This is a genomic window from Pseudomonas sp. GM_Psu_1, assembly GCF_026544185.1.
Classification (GTDB): domain Bacteria; phylum Pseudomonadota; class Gammaproteobacteria; order Pseudomonadales; family Pseudomonadaceae; genus Chryseomonas; species Chryseomonas oryzihabitans.
On the sequence record NZ_JALNUX010000002.1, the window covers coordinates 32167 to 55293 of the forward strand.

At 65.8% G+C, this 23127-nt stretch carries 21 protein-coding genes; 16 read left to right on the forward strand and 5 right to left on the reverse strand.

Going from position 1 to position 23127, the window contains the following annotated elements:
* The first annotated feature begins 159 nt into the window (after positions 1-159).
* Complete coding sequence (rdgC, locus tag OXS31_RS02815) at positions 160-1080, forward strand: recombination-associated protein RdgC (RefSeq protein ID WP_007159072.1); 921 nt, start codon at positions 160-162, stop codon at positions 1078-1080.
* Between the two features lie 61 nt (positions 1081-1141).
* The gene (locus tag OXS31_RS02820) at positions 1142-2083 is read left to right on the forward strand and encodes a bile acid:sodium symporter family protein (protein WP_150338388.1); all 942 of its coding nucleotides are present in this window, start codon (positions 1142-1144) and stop codon (positions 2081-2083) included.
* On the opposite strand, the gene OXS31_RS02825 is transcribed toward OXS31_RS02820, so the two are convergent.
* Positions 2033-4489 (reverse strand): EAL domain-containing protein, encoded by a 2457-nt coding sequence (locus tag OXS31_RS02825; RefSeq protein ID WP_267397885.1) that lies wholly within the window; start codon positions 4487-4489, stop codon positions 2033-2035. The two genes, OXS31_RS02820 and OXS31_RS02825, sit on opposite strands and share 51 nt — an antisense overlap.
* Before the next feature lie 186 nt (positions 4490-4675).
* Positions 4676-5242 carry a GNAT family protein gene (locus OXS31_RS02830; RefSeq protein ID WP_027596845.1) on the reverse strand — a complete coding sequence of 189 codons (567 nt, stop codon included), beginning with the start codon at positions 5240-5242 and terminating at the stop codon, positions 4676-4678.
* Between the two features lie 158 nt (positions 5243-5400).
* On the opposite strand from OXS31_RS02830, the gene OXS31_RS02835 reads away from it, so the two are divergent.
* From OXS31_RS02835 to OXS31_RS02850, 4 genes are all read left to right on the forward strand, one after another.
* The gene (locus OXS31_RS02835; protein ID WP_027596846.1) at positions 5401-8871 is read left to right on the forward strand and encodes a PAS domain-containing hybrid sensor histidine kinase/response regulator; all 3471 of its coding nucleotides are present in this window, start codon (positions 5401-5403) and stop codon (positions 8869-8871) included.
* A gap of 568 nt (positions 8872-9439) precedes the next feature.
* Complete coding sequence (gene rfbD, locus OXS31_RS02840; RefSeq protein WP_027596847.1) at positions 9440-10321, forward strand: dTDP-4-dehydrorhamnose reductase; 882 nt, start codon at positions 9440-9442, stop codon at positions 10319-10321.
* A 97-nt stretch (positions 10322-10418) separates the two neighbouring features.
* Positions 10419-10700 carry a DUF3509 domain-containing protein gene (locus OXS31_RS02845; RefSeq protein ID WP_007159078.1) on the forward strand — a complete coding sequence of 94 codons (282 nt, stop codon included), beginning with the start codon at positions 10419-10421 and terminating at the stop codon, positions 10698-10700.
* A gap of 15 nt (positions 10701-10715) precedes the next feature.
* Complete coding sequence (locus tag OXS31_RS02850) at positions 10716-11153, forward strand: hypothetical protein (RefSeq protein WP_027602752.1); 438 nt, start codon at positions 10716-10718, stop codon at positions 11151-11153.
* Between the two features lie 125 nt (positions 11154-11278).
* Here OXS31_RS02850 and OXS31_RS02855 read toward each other — a convergent pair whose 3' ends face one another.
* Positions 11279-11566: a DUF3509 domain-containing protein gene (locus OXS31_RS02855; protein ID WP_007159080.1), complete on the reverse strand. Its 288-nt coding sequence runs from the start codon at positions 11564-11566 to the stop codon at positions 11279-11281.
* A gap of 352 nt (positions 11567-11918) precedes the next feature.
* Between OXS31_RS02855 and OXS31_RS02860 the strand changes: the two genes are divergently transcribed.
* The 6 genes from OXS31_RS02860 to OXS31_RS02885 all read left to right on the forward strand — a co-directional run bounded on the left by OXS31_RS02860 (position 11919) and on the right by OXS31_RS02885 (position 18396).
* On the forward strand, positions 11919-12314 hold the full coding sequence (locus OXS31_RS02860) for a DUF883 family protein (RefSeq protein ID WP_037007227.1): 396 nt from the start codon (positions 11919-11921) through the stop codon (positions 12312-12314).
* Positions 12315-12329: 15 nt separating this feature from the next.
* Positions 12330-12722 (forward strand): phage holin family protein, encoded by a 393-nt coding sequence (locus OXS31_RS02865; protein ID WP_037007225.1) that lies wholly within the window; start codon positions 12330-12332, stop codon positions 12720-12722.
* Positions 12719-13066, forward strand: coding sequence for a hypothetical protein (locus tag OXS31_RS02870; RefSeq protein WP_267397891.1), 348 nt, complete (start codon positions 12719-12721; stop codon positions 13064-13066). Before OXS31_RS02865 ends, OXS31_RS02870 begins: the two co-directional genes overlap by 4 nt.
* A gap of 92 nt (positions 13067-13158) precedes the next feature.
* The gene (locus OXS31_RS02875; RefSeq protein ID WP_267397892.1) at positions 13159-14337 is read left to right on the forward strand and encodes an EAL domain-containing protein; all 1179 of its coding nucleotides are present in this window, start codon (positions 13159-13161) and stop codon (positions 14335-14337) included.
* 94 nt (positions 14338-14431) lie between these two features.
* Positions 14432-15763, forward strand: coding sequence for a deoxyguanosinetriphosphate triphosphohydrolase (locus tag OXS31_RS02880; RefSeq protein WP_027596852.1), 1332 nt, complete (start codon positions 14432-14434; stop codon positions 15761-15763).
* An 11-nt stretch (positions 15764-15774) separates the two neighbouring features.
* A complete protein-coding gene (locus OXS31_RS02885) occupies positions 15775-18396 on the forward strand; it encodes a ligase-associated DNA damage response DEXH box helicase (RefSeq protein ID WP_267397894.1) in 2622 nt (873 codons plus the stop codon).
* Here the strand turns inward: OXS31_RS02885 and OXS31_RS02890 are convergent.
* Both OXS31_RS02890 and OXS31_RS02895 read right to left on the reverse strand, forming a co-directional pair.
* Positions 18350-19201 (reverse strand): S1-like domain-containing RNA-binding protein, encoded by an 852-nt coding sequence (locus tag OXS31_RS02890; protein WP_007159087.1) that lies wholly within the window; start codon positions 19199-19201, stop codon positions 18350-18352. The genes OXS31_RS02885 and OXS31_RS02890 overlap by 47 nt on opposite strands.
* Before the next feature lie 280 nt (positions 19202-19481).
* Positions 19482-19751, reverse strand: coding sequence for a hypothetical protein (locus OXS31_RS02895; RefSeq protein ID WP_267397895.1), 270 nt, complete (start codon positions 19749-19751; stop codon positions 19482-19484).
* 515 nt (positions 19752-20266) lie between these two features.
* Between OXS31_RS02895 and OXS31_RS02900 the strand changes: the two genes are divergently transcribed.
* From OXS31_RS02900 to dacB, 4 genes are all read left to right on the forward strand, one after another.
* Positions 20267-20476, forward strand: a complete 210-nt coding sequence (locus tag OXS31_RS02900) for a cold-shock protein (RefSeq protein ID WP_007159089.1) — start codon at positions 20267-20269, stop codon at positions 20474-20476.
* A gap of 105 nt (positions 20477-20581) precedes the next feature.
* Complete coding sequence (locus OXS31_RS02905; RefSeq protein WP_267397903.1) at positions 20582-21238, forward strand: hypothetical protein; 657 nt, start codon at positions 20582-20584, stop codon at positions 21236-21238.
* A gap of 26 nt (positions 21239-21264) precedes the next feature.
* Positions 21265-21414, forward strand: coding sequence for a hypothetical protein (locus OXS31_RS02910; protein ID WP_007159091.1), 150 nt, complete (start codon positions 21265-21267; stop codon positions 21412-21414).
* A 168-nt stretch (positions 21415-21582) separates the two neighbouring features.
* Positions 21583-23046 (forward strand): D-alanyl-D-alanine carboxypeptidase/D-alanyl-D-alanine-endopeptidase, encoded by a 1464-nt coding sequence (gene dacB, locus OXS31_RS02915; RefSeq protein WP_267397904.1) that lies wholly within the window; start codon positions 21583-21585, stop codon positions 23044-23046.
* Positions 23047-23127: the final 81 nt, after the last annotated feature.

A 23127-nucleotide genomic window follows, 5' to 3' on the forward strand; every position in this document is an offset into this window, starting at 1 on the left:
CCCCTTTTTCAAAAAAATTTTCCCAGCACTTCCAAAGGCTTAGCGCTGCCCTCCGGCGCACCTAAGAAAGCGCGCATTCCCGACGACCATCGCGATCCGGGGTTGGCCTCCGGGGCGGGCGACGCGGATAATGCGCGCTTCGTTTTTGGGAGTGACACCATGTGGTTCCGTAATCTGCTCGTCTACCGTCTCACCCAGGAAGTCGCCTTCGAGACCGAAGCCCTCGAAGCCGCCCTCGCCGCCAAGCCGGCTCGTCCCTGCGCCAGCCAGGAATTGTCCACCTATGGATTCGTCGCCCCCTTCGGCAAGGGCCCGGACCTGCCGCTGGTGCACGAAAGCCAGGGCTTCTTCCTGATCGCCGCGCGCAAGGAAGAACGCATCCTGCCCAGCAGCGTGGTCAAGGAAGCCGTGCAGGAAAAGGTCGACGAGATCGAAAACCAGCAGATGCGCAAGGTCTACAAGAAGGAGAAGGAGCAGATCAAGGACGAGATCGTCCAGGCCTTCCTGCCGCGCGCCTTCATCCGGCGCCAGACCACCTATGCCGCCATCGATCCCAAGCAGGGCTGGATCCTGGTCGACGCCTCCAGCGCCAAGCGCGCCGAAGACCTGCTCTCCACCCTGCGCGATGCCCTGGGCTCGCTGCCGGTCCGCCCGCTGGGCGTCAAGCAGGCCCCCATGGCCACCTTCACCGACTGGGTCAAGGCCGGTGACGCCACCCATGGCCTCTACATCCTCGACGAGTGCGAACTGCGCGATGCCGGCGAAGACGGCGGCGTGGTGCGCTGCAAGGGTCAGGACCTGACCAGCGAAGAGATCCAGAACCACCTGGGCGCCGGCAAGCTGGTCACCAAGCTGGCCCTGGCCTGGCAGGACAAGCTGGCCCTGCTGCTGGACGACAAGGTCACCATCAAGCGCCTGAAGTTCGAGGACCTGCTGCAGGACCAGGCCGAACAGGACGGCGGCGAAGACGCCCTCGGCCAGCAGGACGCCAGCTTCGTGCTGATGATGATGACCCTGGCGGAATTTCTGCCACAGCTGATCGAAGCCCTGGGTGGTGAAGAATTGCCCCAGGGGCTCTAAGCTCACCTCAAGGCCGGCGCAGACCGGCCTTTTTTCTGCCTATTGAAAAAAGGAGTTTGCCATGCGTGCCCTGGCCGCCTTCAGCCGCTTCGTCGGCAATACCTTCGCCTTCTGGGTGCTGCTCGCCGCCCTGCTGGCGTTCTTCGCCCCCGCAGTATTCAAGCCGCTGAGCGTGGCCATCGTGCCGCTGCTGGGGGTGATCATGTTCGGCATGGGCCTGACGCTCAAGGTCGAGGATTTCGCCGCGGTCGGCCGTCACCCCTGGCGGGTGCTGCTGGGGGTGGTGGCGCACTTCGTCATCATGCCGGGCGTGGCCTGGGCGCTCTGTCAGCTGTTCCACCTGCCGCCGGAGATCGCCGTCGGCGTCATCCTGGTCGGCTGCTGCCCCAGCGGCACGGCGTCCAATGTCATGACCTGGCTGGCCAAGGGCGACCTGGCGCTGTCGGTGGCCATCGCCGCGGTGACCACCCTGCTCGCGCCCCTGCTGACCCCGGCGCTGATCTGGCTGCTGGCCTCCACCTGGCTGCCGATCTCCTTTGGCGGGCTGTTCTGGTCGATCCTGCAGGTGGTGCTGCTACCCATCGCCCTGGGTCTGGTCGCCCAGCGCCTGCTCGGCCAGCGCGTCGGCGCCCTGGTCGAGGTGCTGCCGCTGGCCTCGGTGGTGAGCATCGTGGTGATCGTTGCCGCGGTGGTGGCCGCCAGCCAGGCGCGTATCGCGGAATCCGGGCTGCTGATCATGGCGGTGGTGATCCTGCACAACGGCTTCGGCTTCCTGCTCGGCTATCTCACCGGCAAGTTCTGCAAGCTGCCAGTGGCCCAGCGCAAATCCCTGGCACTGGAAGTCGGCATGCAGAATTCCGGGCTCGGCGCCGCCCTGGCCACGGCGCATTTCTCGCCGCTGGCCGCGGTCCCCAGCGCCCTGTTCAGCGTCTGGCACAACATCTCCGGGGCGCTACTGGCCACCCTCTTCCGCCGCTTCAAGGACGACGGCGCGCGTCCCTGAAGTCTCGTGCCACACCTGCCGGAGCAGCGCCTGGCAGGTGTCCTCGGTGAAGGGCTGCGGCCGGGCGATGCCGTAGCCCTGGGCATAGTCGACCCCCAGGGCAGTCAGCGCCGCCACCACCGCCGGGTTCTCGGCGAACTCGGCGATGGTCTTCTTGCCGGTGAGATGGCCCAGCTGATTGATCGCCTCGACCATGGCGCTGTCCACGGCGTCTTCCAGCAGGTGGCGGACAAAGCTGCCGTCGATCTTCAGGTAGTCCACCGGCAGGTGCTTGAGGTAGGTGAAGGACGACATCCCGGCGCCGAAGTCGTCCAGCGAGAATCTCACCCCCAGGCCACGCAATTCGTCCATGAACAACCGCGCCGCCTCCAGATTGGCCACGGCGCTGGTCTCGGTGATCTCGAAGCAGATGCGCGCCGGCGCGATCTGCCAGCGCTGCAGCTGCTGCCTGACGAAATCGGCCAGACCCGCCTCGCCCAGCGAATGCCCGGACAGGTTGATGGCCAGGGTGTCGAGCAACCCGTCGGGCAGCTCGGCGAAGCGCGCCAGGGCCGCGGCGATCACCCAGCGATCCAGGTCCGGCATCAGGCCATAGCGCTCCGCGGCCGGGATGAAGGCGCCCGGCGCGATCAGCCGCTCGCCCTCTTCCAGTCGCATCAGCACCTCCACGTGGCGATCCGCGACGGTCTCCTGGCCCAGCCCCAGGATCGGCTGGACGTATAGCCGAAACCTGTCCTCGGCCAGCGCCCGGTGCAGGCGCTGCACCCAGGCCATCTCGCCATGGCGCTGATCCAGCTCCACATCGCCCGGGGCAAAGACCTGGATGCGATTGCGCCCCTTGTCCTTGGCCGCGTAGCAGGCCAGATCGGCCAGGCGCAGCGCCTCCTCGGGCGCCAGGGCCTGGCCTCCCAGGTGCACCACGCCGATGCTCAGGCCGACGCGAAAGCCCTGTCCGGCCGCTTCGAATTGCAGGCTACCCACGCAGCAGCGCAGGCGCTCGGCGACCGCCTCGACCTGCGCCGGCGTACGGCTTTCCAGCAGGACGCCGAATTCGTCGCCGCCCAGCCGCGCCAGGCAATCCTCTTCGCCCAGTTGCTGAGCGAGCAATTCGCACAGCTGGCGCAGCAGGCGATCGCCATGGAAATGCCCGGAGGTGTCGTTGACGATCTTGAACTGGTCCAGATCGATGAACAGCAGCGAGGCACAGGCCAGGTCCTCGCGGGCCAGCAGGCGCTCCAGCCGGGTCTCGAATTCGCGGCGATTGAGCAGCCCGGTCAGGGCATCGTGACTGGCCTGCCAGGCCAGATCGTGCAGAAAGGCGCGCTCGCGGGTCTGGTCGTGCATCACCAGCACCACCCCGGTGCCGGACTCGCCCCGCGGCAGGGGGGTCACCGTCAGGGCCACCGGCACCCGGGTACCGTCGATGCGTACCAGCTGATGGGCCAGGGGCTCGTTGCCCGCCAGCCAGTCCTGGCTGCGCAGGCGCTCGGCCAGCGGCTGGGTCGACGCCGGCTGGTCCTCGGTCTGGATGTCGAACAGATGGGTGACGGGCGTACCCGCCGCCAGCCCCGGCCACGCCAGCAGGCGCTCCGCGGCCGGGTTGTGATAGAGCAGCCGACCCTGGGCATTCAGCGCCAGCACGGCATCGCCGAGGGACGCCAGGATGACCTGGATATGTTCTTTTTCCGCCTGCAGCGCCTGCTCGGAGCGCCAGCGCTGCTGCACCAGGCTGTGCATGCGCCAGATGGCCAGGAGCACCAGCAAGGCGCCGACCAGGACGTTGGCGATGAACAGGGCCGCCACCAGCTGCCGCGACGCCACCCCCAGGCGCTCCGAGAAGGCCACGGTTTCCGGCATCATCCGGTCGTGCAGATCGAGCAGCTGGCGTTTCAGCGGAATCAGCGCCGGTCCTGGTCCCCGCAGCTTGATCAACTCGAAGCCGGTGCGCGCCAGGGCCTGGAATTCGTCCATGTAGGGATCGGTGATCTGCCAGCGGGCGATCACCCCTTCGAAGGGTTCCACATGGCGAGCCATCTGGAAGAGCGCGATGAGGCCGTCGATGTCGTCCGGACTGTTGCCGGCCAGGCGCAGCAGCCGCGCCGCTTCGGCGCGGTCGCCGCCGCTATCGAGTTCCTGCCGCGCCGCCCGGTCGAGGTCGTTGACGCTGATGGACGCGAGGTAGGCGTGATAGAACTCGGGCCGTCCTTCGTCCAGGTAGGCGCCGAGCGCCAGCATGGCGTTGCCGAGGCTCTTGCTCCACAGGCTTTCCGCGGACACATAGGCGCGCACCGTCGACAGCAGTTGCAGGCTGACGATGGCGACCAGCGCCTGGCAGGACAGGATGATGACGAAGGGCCAGACGACCCGCAGCGTGCGCAGCGCAGAGGAAGGCGACAGTGAAGACATACAGCGATCCGCAAAAGGAGACGGGCGAATTCTTGCCATTAAGCAGGCATGTCGGCCGTTTCGCGGAAAACTGTTGGCCCGGGAAGACAGCTACGCTGGATTACCGGCGCCAGACAAGCGACGCAGAGGGGGTCCAGCCCTACCGCTGCCGGCGGCTGCCGACGAACGGTAGTCGAGGAGCCACCGCTAGTTGAAGGACGCCTCCAGACGCGCCTTCACCTCGGGCCATTCGCGATCGGTGATGCTGTACATCACGGTGTCGTCCAGACGTCCGTCGGCCAGGCGCCGGTGATGGCGCAGCAGGCCTTCGCGGACCGCCCCCAGCTTCTCGATGGCGGCCTGGGACCGGAGATTGGTCGCGGCGGTCTTGAGCTGCACCCGCACCAGCTGCCAGTGCTCGAAGGCATGGCGCAGCATCAGGTACTTGATGTTGCCGTTGAGTCCGCTGCCATGCTGCTCGCTGTCGAGCCAGGTCCAGCCAATCTCGGCGGCGGGCAGCGCCGGCAGGAAGTCGGCAAAACGGGTGGTGCCCACCAGCCGGTCGGCGATGCGCACGGCAAAGGGCAAGGCGCGTCCTTCGCGCTGCTCGGCCAGGGCCTGGCGATACCAGTCCGGACGCAGGGGCCCGCTCAGGTAGTGCAGCGCTTCGCGATTGCGCTCGGCCAGGCTGACCAGCTCCAGGACGTCGCCTTCCGCCAGGGGGTCCAGGCGCAGCGCACCACGTTGCAGGGAAATGGGCTGCGCTTGGAACATGACGGTCTCTCGCTCTTGAATCAGCCCGCCAACCTAACAGGGCCGGCCGCCCGGCTCAACCCACTGGCATCCCCCAACGCACCAGAACTGACGTCTGGCACCCCAAGGTGCGACACTTTGTCCGGGCGCGATGGGCGCCTGGAATGTCTGGAGTCGCCATGTCCCTGCCCAGCGGACTGATCATCACCGTTACCCTCGGCTATCTGGCCCTGTTGTTCGCCATCGCCTTCTACGGCGATCGCCGGCCCCCGCTCAGGCCGCGCCTGCGGGCCTGGGTCTACAGCCTGTCGCTGGCCGTCTACTGCACCAGCTGGACCTTCTTCGGCGCGGTCGGCCAGGCCGCCGACCAGCTCTGGTCCTTCCTGCCCATCTACCTGGGGCCCATCCTCTTCCTGCTGCTGGCGCCGCAACTGGTCAAGAAGATGGTGCTGATCAGCAAGAAGGAAAACATCACCTCCATCGCCGACTTCATCGCCTCCCGCTATGGCAAGTCGCAGACGCTGGCCATCGTCGTCGCGCTGATCTGCCTGGTCGGCGTCCTGCCCTACCTGGCGCTGCAGCTCAAGGGCATCGTCATCGGCGTCAACCTGCTGACCGGCATCAATGCCGAGTCCCTGAGCACCCGCGCCCAGGACACCGCGCTGTTCGTCTCCCTGGTGCTGGCGGTCTTCGCCATCCTGTTCGGCACCCGCAACCTGGACGTCACCGAGCACCACCGCGGCATGATGCTGGCGATCGCCTTCGAATCCCTGGTCAAGCTCGCCGCCTTCATCGCCGTCGGCCTCTGGGTCACCTATGGCCTGCACGACGGCTTCACCGATCTGCTCACCCGCTCGCAGCAGGCGCCGCAACTGCAGGAATACTGGCGCGAAACCCTGGACTGGCCGGGGCTGCTGATCCAGACCGGCGTGGCCTTCATCGCCGTGATGTGCCTGCCGCGCCAGTTCCACGTCACCGTGGTGGAAAACACCGACACCCGGGACGTCAACCTGGCGCGCTGGGTGTTTCCGCTCTATCTGGCGCTGGCCGCGCTGTTCGTCATCCCCATCGCCCTGGCCGGCCAGTTGCACCTGCCCGGCGGTGTGCTACCGGACTCCTTCGTCATCAGCCTGCCGCTGGCCCAAGAGCGTCCCTGGCTGGCCCTGCTGGCCTTTCTGGGCGGCGCCTCGGCGGCCACCGGCATGGTGATCGTCGCCTGCGTCGCCCTCTCCACCATGATTTCCAACGACATCGTGCTGCCCTGGCTGCTCAAGCGCCGCGGTCAGGTCGAGAGTCCCCATGCGGTGTTCAGCCACTGGATGCTCACGGTGCGCCGCGCCAGCATCGTGGTCATCCTGGTCCTGGCCTATTGCAGCTATCGCCTGCTGGGCTCCAATGCCAGCCTGGCCACCATCGGCCAGATCGCCTTCGCCGCCATCGCCCAGCTCGGACCGGCCATGGTCGGGGCGCTGTTCTGGAAGGCCGCCAATCGCCGCGGCGTCTTTGCCGGTCTCACCGCCGGAGCCCTGCTCTGGGGCTATCTGATGGTGCTGCCGGTGGTGGCCACCAGTCTGCAATGGTCGCTGGAGGCCTTTCCCGGCCTCGCCTGGTTCGAGCAGCCCGCGGGGGAGCGGACGCTGCAACCGACCACCGTCGGCGCCCTGGTCTCCCTGGCCGGCAACTTCCTGCTGTTCGCCCTGGTGTCGCTGCTCTCGCGCACCCGGGTCTCGGAATACTGGCAGGCCGGGCGCTTCATCGCCCAGTACGCCCTGCCCCGACCGCGCAATCGCGCCCTGCTGGCGGTCAAGCTGGAAGACCTGCGGCTGCTCGCGGCGCGTTTCGTCGGCGACGAGCGCGCCCGCCTGAGCTTCAGCCGCTTCGCCGAGCAGAGCGGCCTGACCTATCACCCGGGGATGAACGCCAACAGCGAATGGATCGCCCAGACCGAGCGGCTGCTGGCCGGGGTGATCGGTGCCTCTTCCGCCCGCGCGGTGGTCAAGGCCGCCATCGAAGGCCGCGACATGCAGGTCGACGACGTGGTGCGCATCGCGGACGAAGCCTCGGAGGTGCTGGAATTCAACCGGGCGCTCTTGCAGGGCGCCATCGAGAACATCTCCCAGGGCCTCAGCGTGGTCGACCAGTCGCTGCGCCTGGTGGCCTGGAATCAGCGTTACCTGGAGCTGTTCGACTATCCCGACGGCATGATCCAGGTCGGTCGCCCCATTGCCGAGATCATCCGCTACAACGCCCTGCGCGGGCTCTGTGGCCCGGGCGATCCCGACGAGCACGTGGCACGCCGGGTGGAGCGGATGCGCCAGGGCATTCCCCACACCTCGGAGCGGACCTTTCCCAATGGCCGGGTGATCGAGCTGATCGGCAGCCCCATGCCCGGACGCGGCTTCGTGATGAGCTTTACCGACATCACCGCCTTCCGCGAGGCCGAACGCGCCCTGCGCGAAGCCAACGAGGGCCTGGAGCAGCGTGTCGAGGAACGCACCCGCGAACTGTCCCAGCTCAACCAGGCCCTGGAGGAAGCCAAGGCTCACGCCGAAGCGGCCAACCAGTCCAAGAGTCGTTTTCTCACCGCGGTCAGCCATGACCTGATGCAACCTCTGAGCGCCGCGCGCCTGTTCACCGCCGCCCTCGCCCACCAGGACGGCCTGGCCCAGGAAGCCCAGGAACTGGTGCGCAACATGGACAGCGCCCTCAGATCAAGCGAAGACCTGATCGCCGATCTGCTGGATATCTCGCGCCTGGAGAACGGGCGCATCCTGGCGGCGCCGGCGCCCTTCTCCCTGGCCACCCTGTTCGAAGCCCTGGGCGTCGAATTCAAGGCCCTGGCGCAGAATCAGGGCACCAGCCTGCGCATCCGCAGCAGCCGCCTGGTGGTCAACAGCGACAGCAAGCTGCTGCGCCGGGTGCTGCAGAATTTCCTCACCAACGCCCTGAGATACGCCCACGGCCGGGTATTGCTCGGCGTGCGCCGTCAGGGCCAGCACGTGAGCCTGGAAGTCTGGGACAGCGGCCCAGGCATTCCGGCGGACAAGCTCGAGCTGATCTTCGAGGAATTCAAGCGGCTGGACAGCCACCAGACCCGCGCGGAAAAGGGCCTGGGCCTGGGCCTGGCGATCGCCGACCGTCTCTGCCGGGTGCTCGGTCATGAACTCTCGGTACGCTCCTGGCCGGGCCATGGCAGCGTCTTCAGCGTCAAGGTACCCCTGGCCCCCGCCCTGGCCATCCAGGCCGCAGCCGCCAGCGAGGCGGCCCAGCCCCTGGCCGGCGATCCGGTGCTGTGCATCGACAACGAAGACAGCATCCTGCTCGGCCTGCGCAGCCTGCTGGGCCGCTGGGGCTGCCAGGTCTGGACCGCACGCAGCCGCGAGGAGTGCGCGGCCCTGCTCGCCCAGGGCGTGGTGCCGCGGCTGCTCATCGTCGACTACCACCTGAGCGATGCCGACACCGGCCCGGATGTCGCCGAATGGATTCGCCAGACCCTGGGCCAGGACATCCCCGGCATCGTCATCAGTGCCGATGGCCGCCCGGAATGCCTGGACAAGGTGCGCCAGGCGCGCCTGGACTTCCTGCCCAAGCCGGTGAAGCCGGCTTCGCTGCGTGCCCTGCTGAGCCGTCAACTGGCCTTGTCCGGTTGAGCGAAACCGGGGCGGCTGAGCACGCTGCCGACCGGTCTTTCGTTCAGCGTCGATTAAGGTTGCCGAGGCCCAGCGAGACGGAACAATCCACAGCTTCTGTTGATAACTTTGTTGAAAACATGGTGGAAAAGAACCCGGAGCCTTGCTCTGCGGGCTCCTCAAACAAGTTGATCATTTTTTAATCACTTTAATAAGTTCAACATAATCAACAACTTAATTTAAAAGCAGGATTTCCGGCAGGCAAAACTCCGGGCGAAAGAGGGCTTGACAAGCGCTAGCACAACTTGTGCACAACTCCGGATGAAAATGACCAACGGAGACCTGTCAGCCGTCGCACAATTGTCAAGTATTCGTGAAACAAATTTTCGCGCCACCTTGCCGAGGGCAGTAGCCGGAGGCAGCCCGCAGGCTAGAGCCGACAGCCAGGACAGAGGGCAGGCCAAAGGCTAGCCTTGTCCTCTGCCGGTCATCGGGTAGACTGCCTGCTTTTGCTCAGGGCTGTCGTGGCGACGCCCACCCTGTCAATCAGGCATGGACGCGCCAGCCCTTCTGGAATCAGCTCAGTCACATGAACGTCTTCATCGCCGGTCAACACGGCCAACTCTCTCAGGCGCTGCAAAAACTGCTGGCCACCAAGGCCCAGGTAACCGTCATCGGCCGGGCCCAGGTGGATTTCACCCAGCTGGACGCGCTCCATGACCGCGTCCTGGCCGCAAAGCCCGATGTCATCATCAATGCCGCCGCCTATACCGCCGTGGACGCCGCGGAGAGCGACGCCGAGACCGCGACCCTGATCAACGAGCGGGTGCCCCAGGTCTTCGCCCGGGCGGCGCAGCAGCTGGGCATCCCCATGGTCCACTACTCCACCGACTACGTCTTCGATGGCACCAGGGAAGGCCGTTACCGGGAAGAGGATCCGACCTGTCCGCTCAATGTCTATGGCCGGACCAAACTGGCTGGCGAGAACGCCGTGCGCGAACACGCCGAACGCCACCTCATCCTGCGCACTAGCTGGGTCTATTCCTGGCAGGGCAACAACTTCCTGCGCACCATGGTGCGGCTGCTCAGCGAGCGCGACGAACTGAACATCGTCGACGACCAGATCGGCGCACCCACCTGGACCCGGACCATCGCCGACGCCACCGAGCGCCTGCTGGCCCACAGCAACCAGGACGATGGCCTCTGGGGCACCTATCACCTGACGGCCAACGGCACCACCTCCTGGTTCGGCTTCGCCGAGCAGATCGCCCAGCGCCTGCGCGAGACCGGTCAGCTGAAGGCTCGTCTCAATCCGATCCCCAGCAGTTCCTACCCCACCCCGGCGCATCGCCCCATCAATTCGCGGCTGTCCACCGAAAAGCTGGCAGCGGTGCTGGGGCAGCCGCTACCCGACTGGCAAGCGGCTTTCGCCCAGTGCTGGAGCGAGCGCGAACTTCAGGTGAGCGGCTGAAACGGGCCGTCGGTCATACTTCTGGGATCTCCTCCAGAACTACCCCCGCCCCTGGAAGTCAATGGCACTGACCCCGCTCACGCCAGTCAGGTACGTCATGGACAACCCTTTCCAACTCATCGCCGCGGCTTTCGAGCAAGACTTTCGGGTCAATTTCCGCATCGAACGTCTCGACGGCAGCGTCAGCCTGACGCTGTCCGACGACAGTGGCGTCAAGGTCAAGCGGTTGATCAGCAAGCAGCAATTGCATGACCACACCCGCCTCGCGCGCCTGATCGACAGCATCCGGCTGGGTATCGCCATCGACGAGGGCCATGGCGTCACGGCCCTGCTGGCCGGTGGCACTGGCGGTGCGCCCCGTCTGACCGTCGCGAACTGAGCAGGGATCCGCGCTATGCATACCATGGAAGGCTCCACCCCTCGTCTCATGCAGGCGGCGAACGCCGCGCCGTTGCTCGACAGTCTGGAAACGGCGGCGCCCGAGCGGCAGCCGGCGCCCACCTCGCTGTATCAGCTGACCTGCGCCCGTCTCGACGAACAGCTGGCACCGCTCAAGGTCTGGCCGACCTTGCCGGATCGTACCGGACGGTTTTCCTTTACCCTGCTGGACAGGTGCGGACGCATCCTCTATCGCTCGCCGACCTTGCGCCAGGCGCTGTATCGGGAAGAAGAGCTGCTCAATGGTGTGATCGCCAATGCGCGGCTGGCTGCCGTGCAGGCCGGACAGGGCTTTCCGTCCTGGGGAGTGGTGGACGTCGCTTGCCCCATGTACCAGCTGCCTGCGACTCAACTTCCCTGCGCGGGATGCCGTCTGCTGAAGTGCAAGAGCTGACGAAGGCGTTGCGGGATTAACGCTAACTACTTGATTGCCATCTTTTAATCTTCAACGTTCGAGACCAACGAATGCCGAGGGCATCCGTACTGCAAGTCTCGCGCTGAAGCTTTGAAGCCGTGGTGTTACTCGGAATATCTCAGCATGTTGGCGCCCGTGGCCCGCAGCACCGCCATGGATTGCGGCGCCAGCGCACCGGCCCGCAGCGACACGTCCTTGCGCACCTCGTCGATCACCGTTTTCAACAGCTGGCTCTCGCCCAGTTGCCGGGCGCTGACCACCCGGTTCACTCGCGCATCGTCACACTGCTGATCCTGCACCGTCAGCACAATACTGCCGTCAGGGCGAGGCGCCGTAACCGAGCATTTATAAGTACTGAAAGCGGCAGTCAGTCTATCTATGGCGTTTTCCATTCTTCCCCCTCTTATTTGTCTAGAAGTGCATGGACGATCAAATACGACGCAACTGACAGTGATAGAAACAGCAAAGTTCTTGTGTCTTACTTGAATAAGACGAGCAATGGCGCTAGCGCCTGATTTTGTGAGCCAGCTCTTCTAATCCGTATTCGGTATGGAACTTTTGGCGAGGCTGAATCGAAAAGGTATGACCATTCGTCCGCCTTGGGCTGCGTTTCGGGTGCCGTGTCTGGTCACCTTATAGAGGCGCCTGGCTCGCGCCCGGATGGCTCTGGCCGGTGGAACCTTTGCTCCAGGCGCTCACTCGAAAGGGCTGAAACGGATACCCATCGCCTACCAGGAGCGCGCCATGACCGACAAAACCCCTCCCGTGATCAAAGACGAGCTTGCCGCTGACATCGATGAGCAGGCACACAAGCAGAACGCTGACCGGGTCCGTCGTCATCTGGGCGAGGCCGAGCAGGCACTGACCGACGAATTTCACACCCTGCTGGCAGACGCCGAGCAGCTGCTCAAGCACACCGCGAGCATGGCCGGTGAGCAGGCGGACGAGCTGCGCGCCAAGTTGAGTTCCAGCCTCGAACGCTCCCGCGACGTCCTCAAGACCAAGCAGGACGATCTCTATCGCCAGGGCGTTGCGGCCAAGGAGACCACCGAGGAGTACGTGGTCGACAATCCCTTCAAGGCCCTGGGCATCGCTGCCGGCGTCGGCTTCCTGATCGGTCTGCTGGCCTCGCGCCGCTAAACCTGGGGGACTGCCATGGACACCTCCTCTCCTCCACGGGAGCTGCCTGACGAGGCGCCCAAGCCATCGGTCAAGCGTCTCGCCGGCGCGGTGGTAGGGCTACTGCAGAGCCATCTGGAACTGCTGGGCATCGAGGTTCAGGAAGAGAAGGTCCGGACCTTCCAGCTGTTCCTCTTTACCGGGCTGAGTCTGATCTTCGGCTTGCTGGTGCTGGTCGGCGTCTCGGCGGCGGTCATCATCGCCTTCTGGGATACCTATCGCATGGCCGCGACTCTGGGCCTGTGCGCCTTCTATGCCGTGGCGCTGGCGATCTGCATCCTGCGGGCCCTGAGCCTGGTCAAGGGCGCCGCGCCCTTCCATGCCACCCTGGAAGAACTCAACCGCAACCGGGAGCGCCTACTGCCATGAACCAGCCGCTTACCTCTGCCACCAGCCAGGCCAAGCGCAAGGAACTGGTCCGGCTGCGCATGGAGATGTATCGCCAGCAGCTGATCTACAACGCCCAGCCCCTGCACAACCCCATCAGCCTCATCGGCGATCTGGTGCGGCCGAATCGGGACAAGGTCGCCAGCTCGGCGAAGAAGCCGCTGATGCTCGGCGCCACGGTATTCCTGTCGCTGTTCGGCAAACGCCTGGGCGCGGTGGGCCGTCTGGCCCGCATCGGCCTGGCCCTCTATCCGATCGTCAACCGATTCCAGGCTCACCATCGTGAACAACGGCAGGCGGAACACCCGCTGCCACCGCCGCGCTAGGTAGAGAATGGCTCCCTCGGGAGCCATTCTGTCATCTGGCACCCTTATCGCATGGTCAAGCCGAACGCTACTCAAACGATAAGGATAGCCTTGTGTTTTCCGGCCACCCCACTGCCTTCTTCCAACCCTTCATCGACACCGCGACCGGGCGCATCGCCGGCGTCGAAGCCCTGGGGCGCTTGCGCCAGGATGACGGGAGCCATACCTCCGTCGGCCCCCTGTTCGCCGATCCCAGCACCCCGACCCTGGACCTGCTGCACCTCGACCGCACGCTGCGGGACGATGCGCTGCGGCGCTTCGCCAGCGCACCGGATGACTGGTTTCTCAGCCTCAATCTCTCGCCGCGCTGGATCAGTCAGCTGGAAAGGGGCGCCGAATTGCCCAGCCTGGCGCAGCTGGAGCGCTCCGGTATCGCGCCGAGCCGGATCGTCTACGAGATCACCGAGGCCGCTGGCGATCTGCCCAGCCTGACCCAGGCCGTCGCCCGCTATCGCGAACTCGGCATCCGCATCGCCATCGACGATTTCGGTTCCGGCTATTCGCAACTGGATCGGGTGCTGGATCTGCAGCCGGACATCCTCAAGCTGGACATGCGCCTGTTCCAGGCCGCGGCCCGGGGTGGCACCCGTGGCGATGCGGTCAAGGCCCTGGCGCAGATGGCCGAGAAGACCGGGTGCTGGCTGATCGCCGAGGGCGTGGAGACCGAGACCGAACTCGACTTCGCCCTGGAGTGCGGTGCGCGCTACGTCCAGGGCTTCCTCTTCGCCCAGGCCACCGCCGAGCTGGGCGCCAGCGACAGCCATCAGCAGCGCTTCGCCGCCCTGCGCAGCCGCTTCGTCGATGGCAAGCTGGCCCAGCAGACCCGGCTGCTGGAGCTGCGCCAGCAACTGGCCGACTTCGTCACCCAGCTCAGGCCCTGGGCGGAACACGGCGGCCCCCTGAGCGCCCTGCCCGATCCCCAGGCGTTTCCCGGGCTGCTGCGCATCTACCAGTGCGACCGCACCGGCACCCAGATCACCCCCAACCTGGAATGGAACGGCATGTTCTGGCGCGAGAATCGCCGCTACCTCAACCACAACTGGTCCTGGCGACCCTACTTCTATGCCCTGCTGGCCGAAGGCTGGAACGAGCGGCGCCTGGCGCTTTCGACGGTCTATCGCGATGCCACCACCAACCAGTACTGCCTGACCGCCAGCCAATTCCTGGAGAGCGGTCAGCGCCTGCTGCTGATCGACCTGGACGCCAGCCAATTGCCGGGCTTTGCCAACTGAGCGGTGATGATCGTATGTTGCCGAGGTCAGAACGCAGAAGCGCCGAACGGCTACCGCCGGCGCTCCCCTTATCGGTGATAGCTCGAGGACGGCCTTGGACTGGCAGACACTTCTTATCCGCGAACGGCTGGGCAAACCCCTGCACAGCCCGGATGAACTGGGGCGCAGCCCCTTTCACAAGGACCACGATCGCATCATCTTTTCCGGCGCCTTCCGCCGGCTGGGGCGCAAGACCCAGGTTCACCCCGTCACCAGCAACGATCACATCCATACCCGCCTGACCCACAGCCTGGAGGTCAGCTGCGTCGGTCGCTCCCTGGGCATGCGCGTGGGCGAGAGTCTGAGGGGTGCCCTGCCCGAGTGGTGCGATCCGAGCGATCTCGGCATGGTGGTGCAATCCGCCTGCCTGGCCCACGACATCGGCAATCCGCCCTTCGGCCACTCGGGCGAAGACGCCATCCGCTACTGGTTCACCCAGGCCGCCGGCCGCGGCTGGCTGGACGACATGAGCGAGGCGGAACGCCAGGACTTCCTGCACTTCGAAGGCAATGCCCAGGGCTTCCGGGTACTGACCCAGCTCGAATACCACCAGTTCGACGGCGGCACCCGCCTGACCTACGCCACCCTCGGCACCTATCTCAAGTATCCCTGGACCTCGCGCTATGCCGCGGCGCCTGGCTACAAGAAGCACAAGTTCGGCTGCTACCAGAGCGAGCTGCCGCTGCTGGAACAGATCGCCGAGAAACTCGAGCTGCCGCTGCTGGGTCCGGAGCGCTGGGCACGGCATCCGCTGGTCTACCTCATGGAAGCCGCCGACGACATCTGCTATGGCCTGATCGATCTGGAAGACGGCCTGGAGATGGAGTTGCTGGACTATGCCGAGGTCGAGGCCCTGCTGCTGGGCCTGGTCGGCGACGACCTGCCGGAAACCTATCGCCAGCTCGGCCCCAAGGATTCGCGGCGGCGCAAGCTGGCCATCCTGCGCGGCAAGGCCATCGAGCACCTGACCAACGCCACCGCCCGCGCCTTCGTCGACCAGCAGGACGCCCTGCTCGCCGGCACCCTGGGCGATGACCTGGTCGAGCACATGGCCGGTCCGGCCAAGCTCTGCGTGCAGCGCGCCAAGGCCCTGGCCCGGGAAAAGATCTTCCACGACAAGCGCAAGACCCTGCACGAGATCGGCGCCTACACCACCCTGGAAATCCTGCTCAATGCCTTTTGCGGCGCCGCCCTGGAACAGCACCGCGGACGCGAGCCTTCGTTCAAGAGCCGCCGCATCCTCGACCTGCTGGGCAACAGCGCGCCCGATCCGTCCTGGACGCTGCACCAGGCCTTCATGCGGGTGATCGATTTCATCGCCGGCATGACCGACAGCTACGCCACCGCCATGGCGGCCGAGATGACCGGGCGTTCGAACCCGGTCTAAGGAGCGCCTCGATGGCCACCGCACCCCGCACGCGCAAGGGCCCAGGCAGTCGCTGGCTGGCCGCCCAGGGCTGGAAGGCCTTTCCCTTTCAGCGCGAGGTGGCCAAGGCCATCGCTGCCGGCGAATCCGGCCTGCTGCACGCCACCACGGGTTCGGGCAAGACCTACGCCGTCTGGCTGGCCGCTCTGGATGCCTTCGTCGCCCCCAAGCCGATCACCGCCAAGGGCCTGCCCAGCAAGCGCAAGCAGGCACCACCGCCGCTCACCGTGCTCTGGCTCACGCCCATGCGCGCCCTGGCGGCGGACACCCTGCGCGCCCTGGAGCGCCCGGTACTCGACGAAGAACTGGAGTGGACCCTGGGCCTGCGCACCGGCGACACCGGCAGCAGCGAGCGTGCGCGGCAGAATCGGCGCCTGCCGACGGCGCTGGTCACCACCCCCGAAAGCCTGTCGCTGCTGCTGTCCCGCGAAGACGCCCAGGAGGCCCTGGGCCAGGTTCGGCTGGTGGTCATCGATGAGTGGCACGAATTGCTCGGCAACAAGCGTGGCACCCAGACGCAACTGGCCCTGGCCCGCCTGCGCCGCTGGAATCCCGGATTGCAGACCTGGGGCCTGTCGGCCACCCTCGGCAACCAGGCCCATGCGCTGGATGTGCTGCTGGCCGGCGCCCCGGGCCATCTCGTCCAGGGGCGCCAGGACAAGCGCCTGCAGGTGGATACGCTGCTGCCCGAAGGCGGCGTCGAGCGCTTCGCCTGGGCCGGGCACCTGGGCATGCGCCTGCTACAGCAGGTCATCCGCGAATTGGAGGATAGCCCCACCACCCTGGTCTTCACCAACACCCGCGCCCAGACCGAACTCTGGTACCAGGCCCTGCTGCAGGCGCGCCCGGACTGGGCCGGCCTGATCGCCCTGCACCATGGCTCCATCGAGAAACAGGCCCGCGAGTGGGTGGAAGGCGGTCTCAAGAATGGCCAGCTCAAGGCGGTGATCTGCACCTCCAGCCTCGACCTCGGGGTGGACTTCCTGCCAGTGGAGCGGGTGCTGCAGATCGGCTCGCCCAAGAGCATCGCCCGCCTGCTGCAGCGCGCCGGCCGCAGCGGCCATGCCCCGGGCCGTGCCTCGCGTGCCACCCTGGTACCCACCTACAGCCTCGACCTGCTGGACGCCGCGGCCACCCGCCGCGCCATCACCGCGGGCGAGATCGAAGCGCGCACGGCGCCGGTCAAACCCCTGGATGTTCTGGTGCAGCACCTGGTGACCGTTGCCCTGGGCGGCGGCTTCGAGCCGGATGACCTGCTGCCGGAGATCCGCAGCGCCTGGGCCTATCGCGACCTCAGCGAGGGCGAGTGGATCTGGGCCCTGGCCTTCGTGCGCAACGGCGGCGCCTCGCTGTCGGCCTACCCGGACTATCGCCGCGCCGAGCCCGACGCCGAGGGCATCTGGCGCGTCCCCGACAAGCAGCTGGCCAAGCGGCATCGACTGGGCATTGGCACCATCGTCAGCGAGACCAGCCTCAATGTGCAGTTCTGGTCCAAGGGTGGCGGCGGCAATCGGCTGGGCAACATCGAAGAAGGTTTCATCGCCCGCCTGCGGCCCGGCGATCACTTTCTCTTCGCCGGGCGCACCCTGGAACTGGTGCGGGTGGAAAACATGACGGTGTATGTGCGCCGCGCCTCCGGGCGCAAGGCCGCCATCCCGCGCTGGAGCGGTAGTCGCATGCCGCTTTCGGACACCCTGGCCAAGCACGTCCTGGCGCTGCTGGAAGACGCCGAGGCGCAGCGCTACGAGAGTCCGGAGATGCGCCTGCTGCAACCGCTGCTGGACGTGCAGCGGCAGTGGTCGGCGCTACCGAGCGCCCACTACCTGCTCGCCGAGACGCTGGAATCCCGCGAGGGCTCGCACCTGTTCCTCTATCCCTTCGCCGGCCGTCACGCCCATCTGGGGCTGGCCAGCCTGCTGGCCTGGCGGCTGGCGCAGCGGCGTCCCTGCACCTTTTCCATCGCCGTCAACGACTACGGCCTGGAGCTGGTCTCGCCGGTCAGCCTGGACTGGCAGGCGCTGCTCGATGCCAGTCTCTTCACCACCGACAACCTGGTCAGCGACACCCTGGCCAGCCTCAATGCCGCCGAACTCGCCCAGCGCCGCTTTCGCGAGATCGCGCGCATCTCCGGGCTGATCTTTTCCGGCTATCCGGGGGCGCACAAGAGCAATCGCCAGCTGCAGGCCAGCAGCAGCCTCTTCTACCAGGTGTTTCGCCAATACGATCCGGACAACCTGCTGCTCGGCCAGGCCCAGACCGAGGTCCTGCGTCAGGAGCTCGATGCCGATCGCCTGCAGCAGACGCTGATCCGCACCGGCGCCCTGCCGCTGCGCCTAGTGGTGCTGGACCATCCCTCACCCTTCGCCCTGCCGCTCATGGTCGAGCGGTTGCGCGAGAGTCTGAGTTCGGAAAAGCTGGCCGACCGCATCACCCGCCTGGTCGGCGATCTGGAGCGCGAAGCCGGGCCGGACGAGCGGGCGCGCGCCTTCGACCCCGAGTCCCTGGTGCAGCCCAGCCACGACAGCGATCTGACACCCCGCCGCGGCGCTAGCCCGCGGCGTCCTCGCGTACAGAAATCCGGTCGTCCTCGATAACGATCCGCCCCTGGCGATAGAGATGGCCGATGGCCTTCTTGAAGTTGCCCTTGCTGACGCCAAACAGCTGATGGATCAGCGCCGGCGGACTGCTGTCGCTGAGTTCCAGAACCCCACCGCGTGCCTTGGCCAGGCCGATGATCTGCTCGGCGAGATCGCTTCCGGCGGCAGCTCCCTGAGGCTGCAGGGTCAGGCTGATCTTGCCGTCCGCCCGCACCTCGCGAATGAAGCCCCGCTCCCGCTGCCCCAGGCGCAGTGGCTTGAAGGCCTCGTTGCGATGCACCAGGCCCCAGTGCTTGTTGTCGACGATCACCTTGTAGCCCAGGTCGGTCCGCTCGACCACCAGCAGGGGTACCGGCTGACCCACCTTGTAGCGTGGCGGTTCACGATCCAGGTAGCGATCCAGGCGCGCGGTGGCAACGATCCGCCGGGTCCGGGCATCCAGGTGCACATGCACCACGCAATGATCGCCCACCTGCAGCGGACGCTTCTCCTCCGAATGCGGCAGCAGCAGGTCCTTGGGCAGGCCCCAGTCGAGGAAGATCCCCACCCGGCCGACCTCCACCACACGCAGACTGGCGAAGCCGCCGACCTGCACCTTCGGCTTCTCGGTGGTGGCGATCAGGCGGTCTTCGCTGTCCAGGTAGAGGAAGACGTTGAGCCAGTCGCCCTCGGCGCAGGGTTCGTCGCGAGGCGCATAGCGGCGCGGCAGCAGCACCTCGCCGTCATTGCCGGCATCCAGGAATAGACCGATGGGGGTGTTGCGCAAAATCTGCAAGCTGTTGAAGCGACCCAGCAAGGCCATGAGTGGAGACTCCTGTAGAAAGCGGTGCATTTTACCGCGATCAGCAGAGTCACCGCTTGGTCGCGACCCTTCGTCGCTGAATGGTCACGAGGCGTGGCTGGCAGCAGGGTGAGTGCGAATCTTGACCCGATCGGCCTTGCCCCCACCGCTCGGCACACTGCCGTGCGGGAGACCTGACCAGGCTGTTTGAGGAGGAACGCCTCACGGCAGGTGGAGGCGGCGGGCGTCTTGAAGGCGATGCCTGGTGATCGCTTTGGCTCGCCTCTGGCAAGCGTCCGACTCAGGCGGTAAGGCAGTCGTCGGCGAGGGGAATCTCGATGAACAGACCCACGGTGTCAGCCTCGACCCGCATGGCGGCCACCACCGCATTCAGCAAGAACGGATTGGTCGCCTGTTCATTGGTCACGATGCGCTGGGTCAGCTTGATCGACTGGTGGGCGTGGTAGACGGCTACGAGAATTTCATTGAGGTTCAGGCGACGGAGCTCGACCCGGTATCCGGCGAGTCCGTGGCCCAAGGCGCGTCCTGCGCTTTCAAGCCCATTGTTCACGGTAAGTCCTTGGACCGTTGCGGTCCGGGGTAATGATTCGAACAAGATAATAGCACCAGGCCATTATCCTTATTGCGCAGGCCATCACCGTTTCGCTACCACTGGCCGAAGAGACTGAACGCGCCCATGAACGTGCGCCTGCCGGGTGCTGCCCAGCGCTTCGCGCGGCGCCCCTTTCGTGCCCGGGAAACGATTCAGCACGGTGCCTTTGCCACAATCGACCGGTCCCGGTGCCAGAGCGCGCCACGCCTCCCCCCTTCAACCACCGTTCGCCCGCTTCAGCCCGCACTTCGACCATGGTCGGTAAAGTCAACATCGAGCTGCTCAAAGGTCTTGTTTTGCGCAAGCCAGTCTGAGACCATCCTTCGCTGTCAGGTGAGGCTGTCTCCACGGAGCGGCTGACCTGTCGAGAACCTGGAGTACATCAGGGCCAGCTTTCGCGGCATGGGTTTCTCCTCGTTTCAAAACTGTCGTCCTTCGCGGACAACAACGTCATCTTATTCAAGGAGAAATCCATGTCTACTCGCCAAACTGGCACCGTCAAGTGGTTCAACGACGAGAAAGGCTTCGGCTTCATCACCCCCCAGAGCGGCCCGGACGTGTTCGTTCACTACCGTTCCATTCAGGGTAACGGCTTCAAGAGCCTGCAAGAAGGCCAGGCTGTTTCCTTCCTGGTCGTGCAAGGCCAGAAAGGCCTGCAGGCCGATGAGGTGCAGGTGATCTAATCACCCGCCTTCTCGAAAAAGCCCAACCCCCGGTTGGGCTTTTTTTTGCGCGGACGTTGGCCCCGCCAGCCTCTGCTATCGCCACTTAGGGATGAGGTGCGTCTCGTGAAAACCTTCGCTGCCCTGCTCTGCCTGCTCCTGCTCGCCGGTTGCGCCGCCTTTCCCGGCGATGAACTCTCTTCCCAGCCGTTCCGCGCGCCCCTGAGCGAGCAACCGCAGCGGCCCAAGGTGCTGGTGGAATTCAACTTCTATCGCGGCACTGTCGAGGACGCCAAGGACGCGACGTCGATCGCCGTCGCCCGCGAAGGCCTGAAGCCCCGGCTGCGCGAGGTCCTGGAACGCTCCAATCTGTTCGACCGCATCACCCTGGTGCCGGAGCCCGGCAGGCCCGACGACGCCCTGCTGCGCCTCAAGCTCTACAACAGCACCTCCTACGCCGCCGCCATCGCCAGTGGCCTGATCACCGGCGCCACCTTCTTTCTCGTCCCGGGTACCGCCAAGGACGACTATGTGCTGACCGCCGAATGGATCGCACCCGGTAGCGCTCCGTCCACCCGGGTGCGCAATGCCAGTTCGGTACGCACCTGGATGGGGGTCTGGTTCCTGCCCCTGGCCGCCAGCCATCAGGCCGGGACCGCCATCGAGGAAACCTTCGCCCGCCAGCTCGGCGACGCCCTGCGCCAGCTGCAGAGCGCCGGCGCCTTCGCCGACCGCTCCTCGCCCCAGGGGAACGGCGAAACGCCTGCACCGGTCACACCTTGACCGGCAATCACGTAGACGAGGATCCCATGGCCGAAGAAAAGCGCAAAGCCGACGAACGCGAACTGCCCAAGGACGAAAAGCCCCTGCGCACCGAACACGCCAAGACCGACGACGGGCGCAATCCCCCTTCGCCCAACAGTCCGGACCGCACCAAGGACGCCACGGGCTACAACTGATCCCGACCTTTCCGGAAACGACCGCCACGGCGGTCGTTTCTTTATCTGCGCCCTGCCCCGCGGGGTTGGCTCGCCCCTCCCTCCTTACTGCATAATGCCCACACTCCGACGTCTATCGGCCCCTTTTCTCTTCAACTAGGCCGGTACCCTGCCAAGGTGTGTGTCCCGATGCGAAAGACCTTCCGATCTCTGGGCCTGCTGCTGAGCTGCTGCGCCCTGGGCTTTTCCCTGCCCGTCAGTGCCGATACCTCCTACCTGCCGCCGCGAATCGAAAAGGCGATGCAGACCAACAAGATCCCCGGCAGCGACCTGTCGCTGGTGATGTTGCCCCTCGATGGCCCGGGCGAGAACGACTACTACAACGCCGACGTCTCGGTGAATCCGGCGTCGACCATGAAGCTGATCACCACCTTTGCCGCCCTGGAACTGCTGGGTCCCACCTACCAGTGGAAGACCGAGTTCTATACCGACGGCACCCTCAAGGACGGCATCCTCAACGGCAACCTCTATCTCAAGGGCGGTGGCGATCCCAAGCTGAACATGGAGCGGCTGTGGCTGCTCATGCGTGACCTGCGCGCCAACGGCGTCCTGGAAGTCACCGGTGACCTGGTGCTGGATCGCGGTCGTTTCGTGAAGCCCAATCTGCCGACCTTCAACGACGACGGCGAAGACGAGAACAAGACCTTCCTGGTCGGTCCGGATTCGCTGCTGGTCAATCTCAAGTCGGTGCGCATGGTGGTGCGCTCGGCCGATGGCCGGGTCAGCGTCTCCATGGATCCGCCGCTGACCAACGTCAACATCGACAACCAGATGCGCGCCACCGGCAAGAGCGGTTGCCCGGCCTGGCCGGAGGTGCGCTTCAATCCGGTGCCCCAGGCCGATGGCAGTACCAGCCTGGTGGTCAGTGGCCAGTTGCCGGACGGCTGTAACGCCCAGAGCTATCTGTCGCTGCTCGACCACCCGGCCTATACCGCCGGCGCGGTGCGGGCCATCTGGCAGGAACTGGGCGGCAGCATCAAGGGCCGTACCCGCGAGGGCAGCGTGCCGCGCAATGCCGAGGTGCTGGCGCGGGCCTTCTCGCCCGATGTGGTCGAGATCATTCGCGACATCAACAAGTACAGCAACAACACCATGGCCCAGCAGCTGTTCCTCTCCATCGGGGCGCAATTCCGCACCTCGGCGGATGCGGACGACAGCAAGGCGGCGCTGCGGGTCATCCGCTCGTGGCTGGCGCGCAAGGGCATCAATGCCAGTCACCTGATCATGGAGAACGGCTCGGGGCTGTCGCGCACCGAACGGGTCAGTGCCCGGGAGATGGCCGAGATCCTGCGCGCCGCCTGGCAGAGTCCCTACGGCCCGGAGTTCATCTCTTCGCTGCCGTTGGCGGGCATGGACGGCACCCTGCGCAAGCGCATGAAGAATTCGCCGCTCACCGGTCAGGCGCATATGAAGACCGGCACCCTGAACAACGTACGGGCCCTGGCGGGCTTCGTACGGGATGCCAATGCGCGCAACTGGGTGGTGGTCGCCATCCTCAACAGCAGCCGCCCCTGGGGCGCTTCGTCGATCCTCGACGAGGTGGTGCTGGACCTCTATCTGCGCAGCCGCCAGGACGGCGCGGTCGCCAACTGACGCGCAAAACAAAACCGGCGTCTGCTCACGCAGACGCCGGTTTTGTTTACAGCACTCGGCAAGGCAGGCCGGAAAGCCGAC

Coding starts and splice junctions, on each gene's coding strand:
- OXS31_RS02865 (WP_037007225.1), top strand. CDS start 12,330: ATGGACACCTCCTCTCCTCCACGGGAGCTGCCTGACGAGGCGCCCAAG.
- OXS31_RS02885 (WP_267397894.1), top strand. CDS start 15,775: ATGGCCACCGCACCCCGCACGCGCAAGGGCCCAGGCAGTCGCTGGCTG.
- OXS31_RS02855 (WP_007159080.1), bottom strand. CDS start 11,566: ATGGAAAACGCCATAGATAGACTGACTGCCGCTTTCAGTACTTATAAA.
- OXS31_RS02910 (WP_007159091.1), top strand. CDS start 21,265: ATGGCCGAAGAAAAGCGCAAAGCCGACGAACGCGAACTGCCCAAGGAC.
- OXS31_RS02825 (WP_267397885.1), bottom strand. CDS start 4,489: ATGTCTTCACTGTCGCCTTCCTCTGCGCTGCGCACGCTGCGGGTCGTC.
- OXS31_RS02870 (WP_267397891.1), top strand. CDS start 12,719: ATGAACCAGCCGCTTACCTCTGCCACCAGCCAGGCCAAGCGCAAGGAA.
- rdgC (WP_007159072.1), top strand. CDS start 160: ATGTGGTTCCGTAATCTGCTCGTCTACCGTCTCACCCAGGAAGTCGCC.
- dacB (WP_267397904.1), top strand. CDS start 21,583: ATGCGAAAGACCTTCCGATCTCTGGGCCTGCTGCTGAGCTGCTGCGCC.
- OXS31_RS02890 (WP_007159087.1), bottom strand. CDS start 19,201: ATGGCCTTGCTGGGTCGCTTCAACAGCTTGCAGATTTTGCGCAACACC.
- OXS31_RS02830 (WP_027596845.1), bottom strand. CDS start 5,242: ATGTTCCAAGCGCAGCCCATTTCCCTGCAACGTGGTGCGCTGCGCCTG.
- OXS31_RS02850 (WP_027602752.1), top strand. CDS start 10,716: ATGCATACCATGGAAGGCTCCACCCCTCGTCTCATGCAGGCGGCGAAC.
- OXS31_RS02820 (WP_150338388.1), top strand. CDS start 1,142: ATGCGTGCCCTGGCCGCCTTCAGCCGCTTCGTCGGCAATACCTTCGCC.
- OXS31_RS02860 (WP_037007227.1), top strand. CDS start 11,919: ATGACCGACAAAACCCCTCCCGTGATCAAAGACGAGCTTGCCGCTGAC.
- OXS31_RS02845 (WP_007159078.1), top strand. CDS start 10,419: ATGGACAACCCTTTCCAACTCATCGCCGCGGCTTTCGAGCAAGACTTT.
- rfbD (WP_027596847.1), top strand. CDS start 9,440: ATGAACGTCTTCATCGCCGGTCAACACGGCCAACTCTCTCAGGCGCTG.
- OXS31_RS02900 (WP_007159089.1), top strand. CDS start 20,267: ATGTCTACTCGCCAAACTGGCACCGTCAAGTGGTTCAACGACGAGAAA.
- OXS31_RS02835 (WP_027596846.1), top strand. CDS start 5,401: ATGTCCCTGCCCAGCGGACTGATCATCACCGTTACCCTCGGCTATCTG.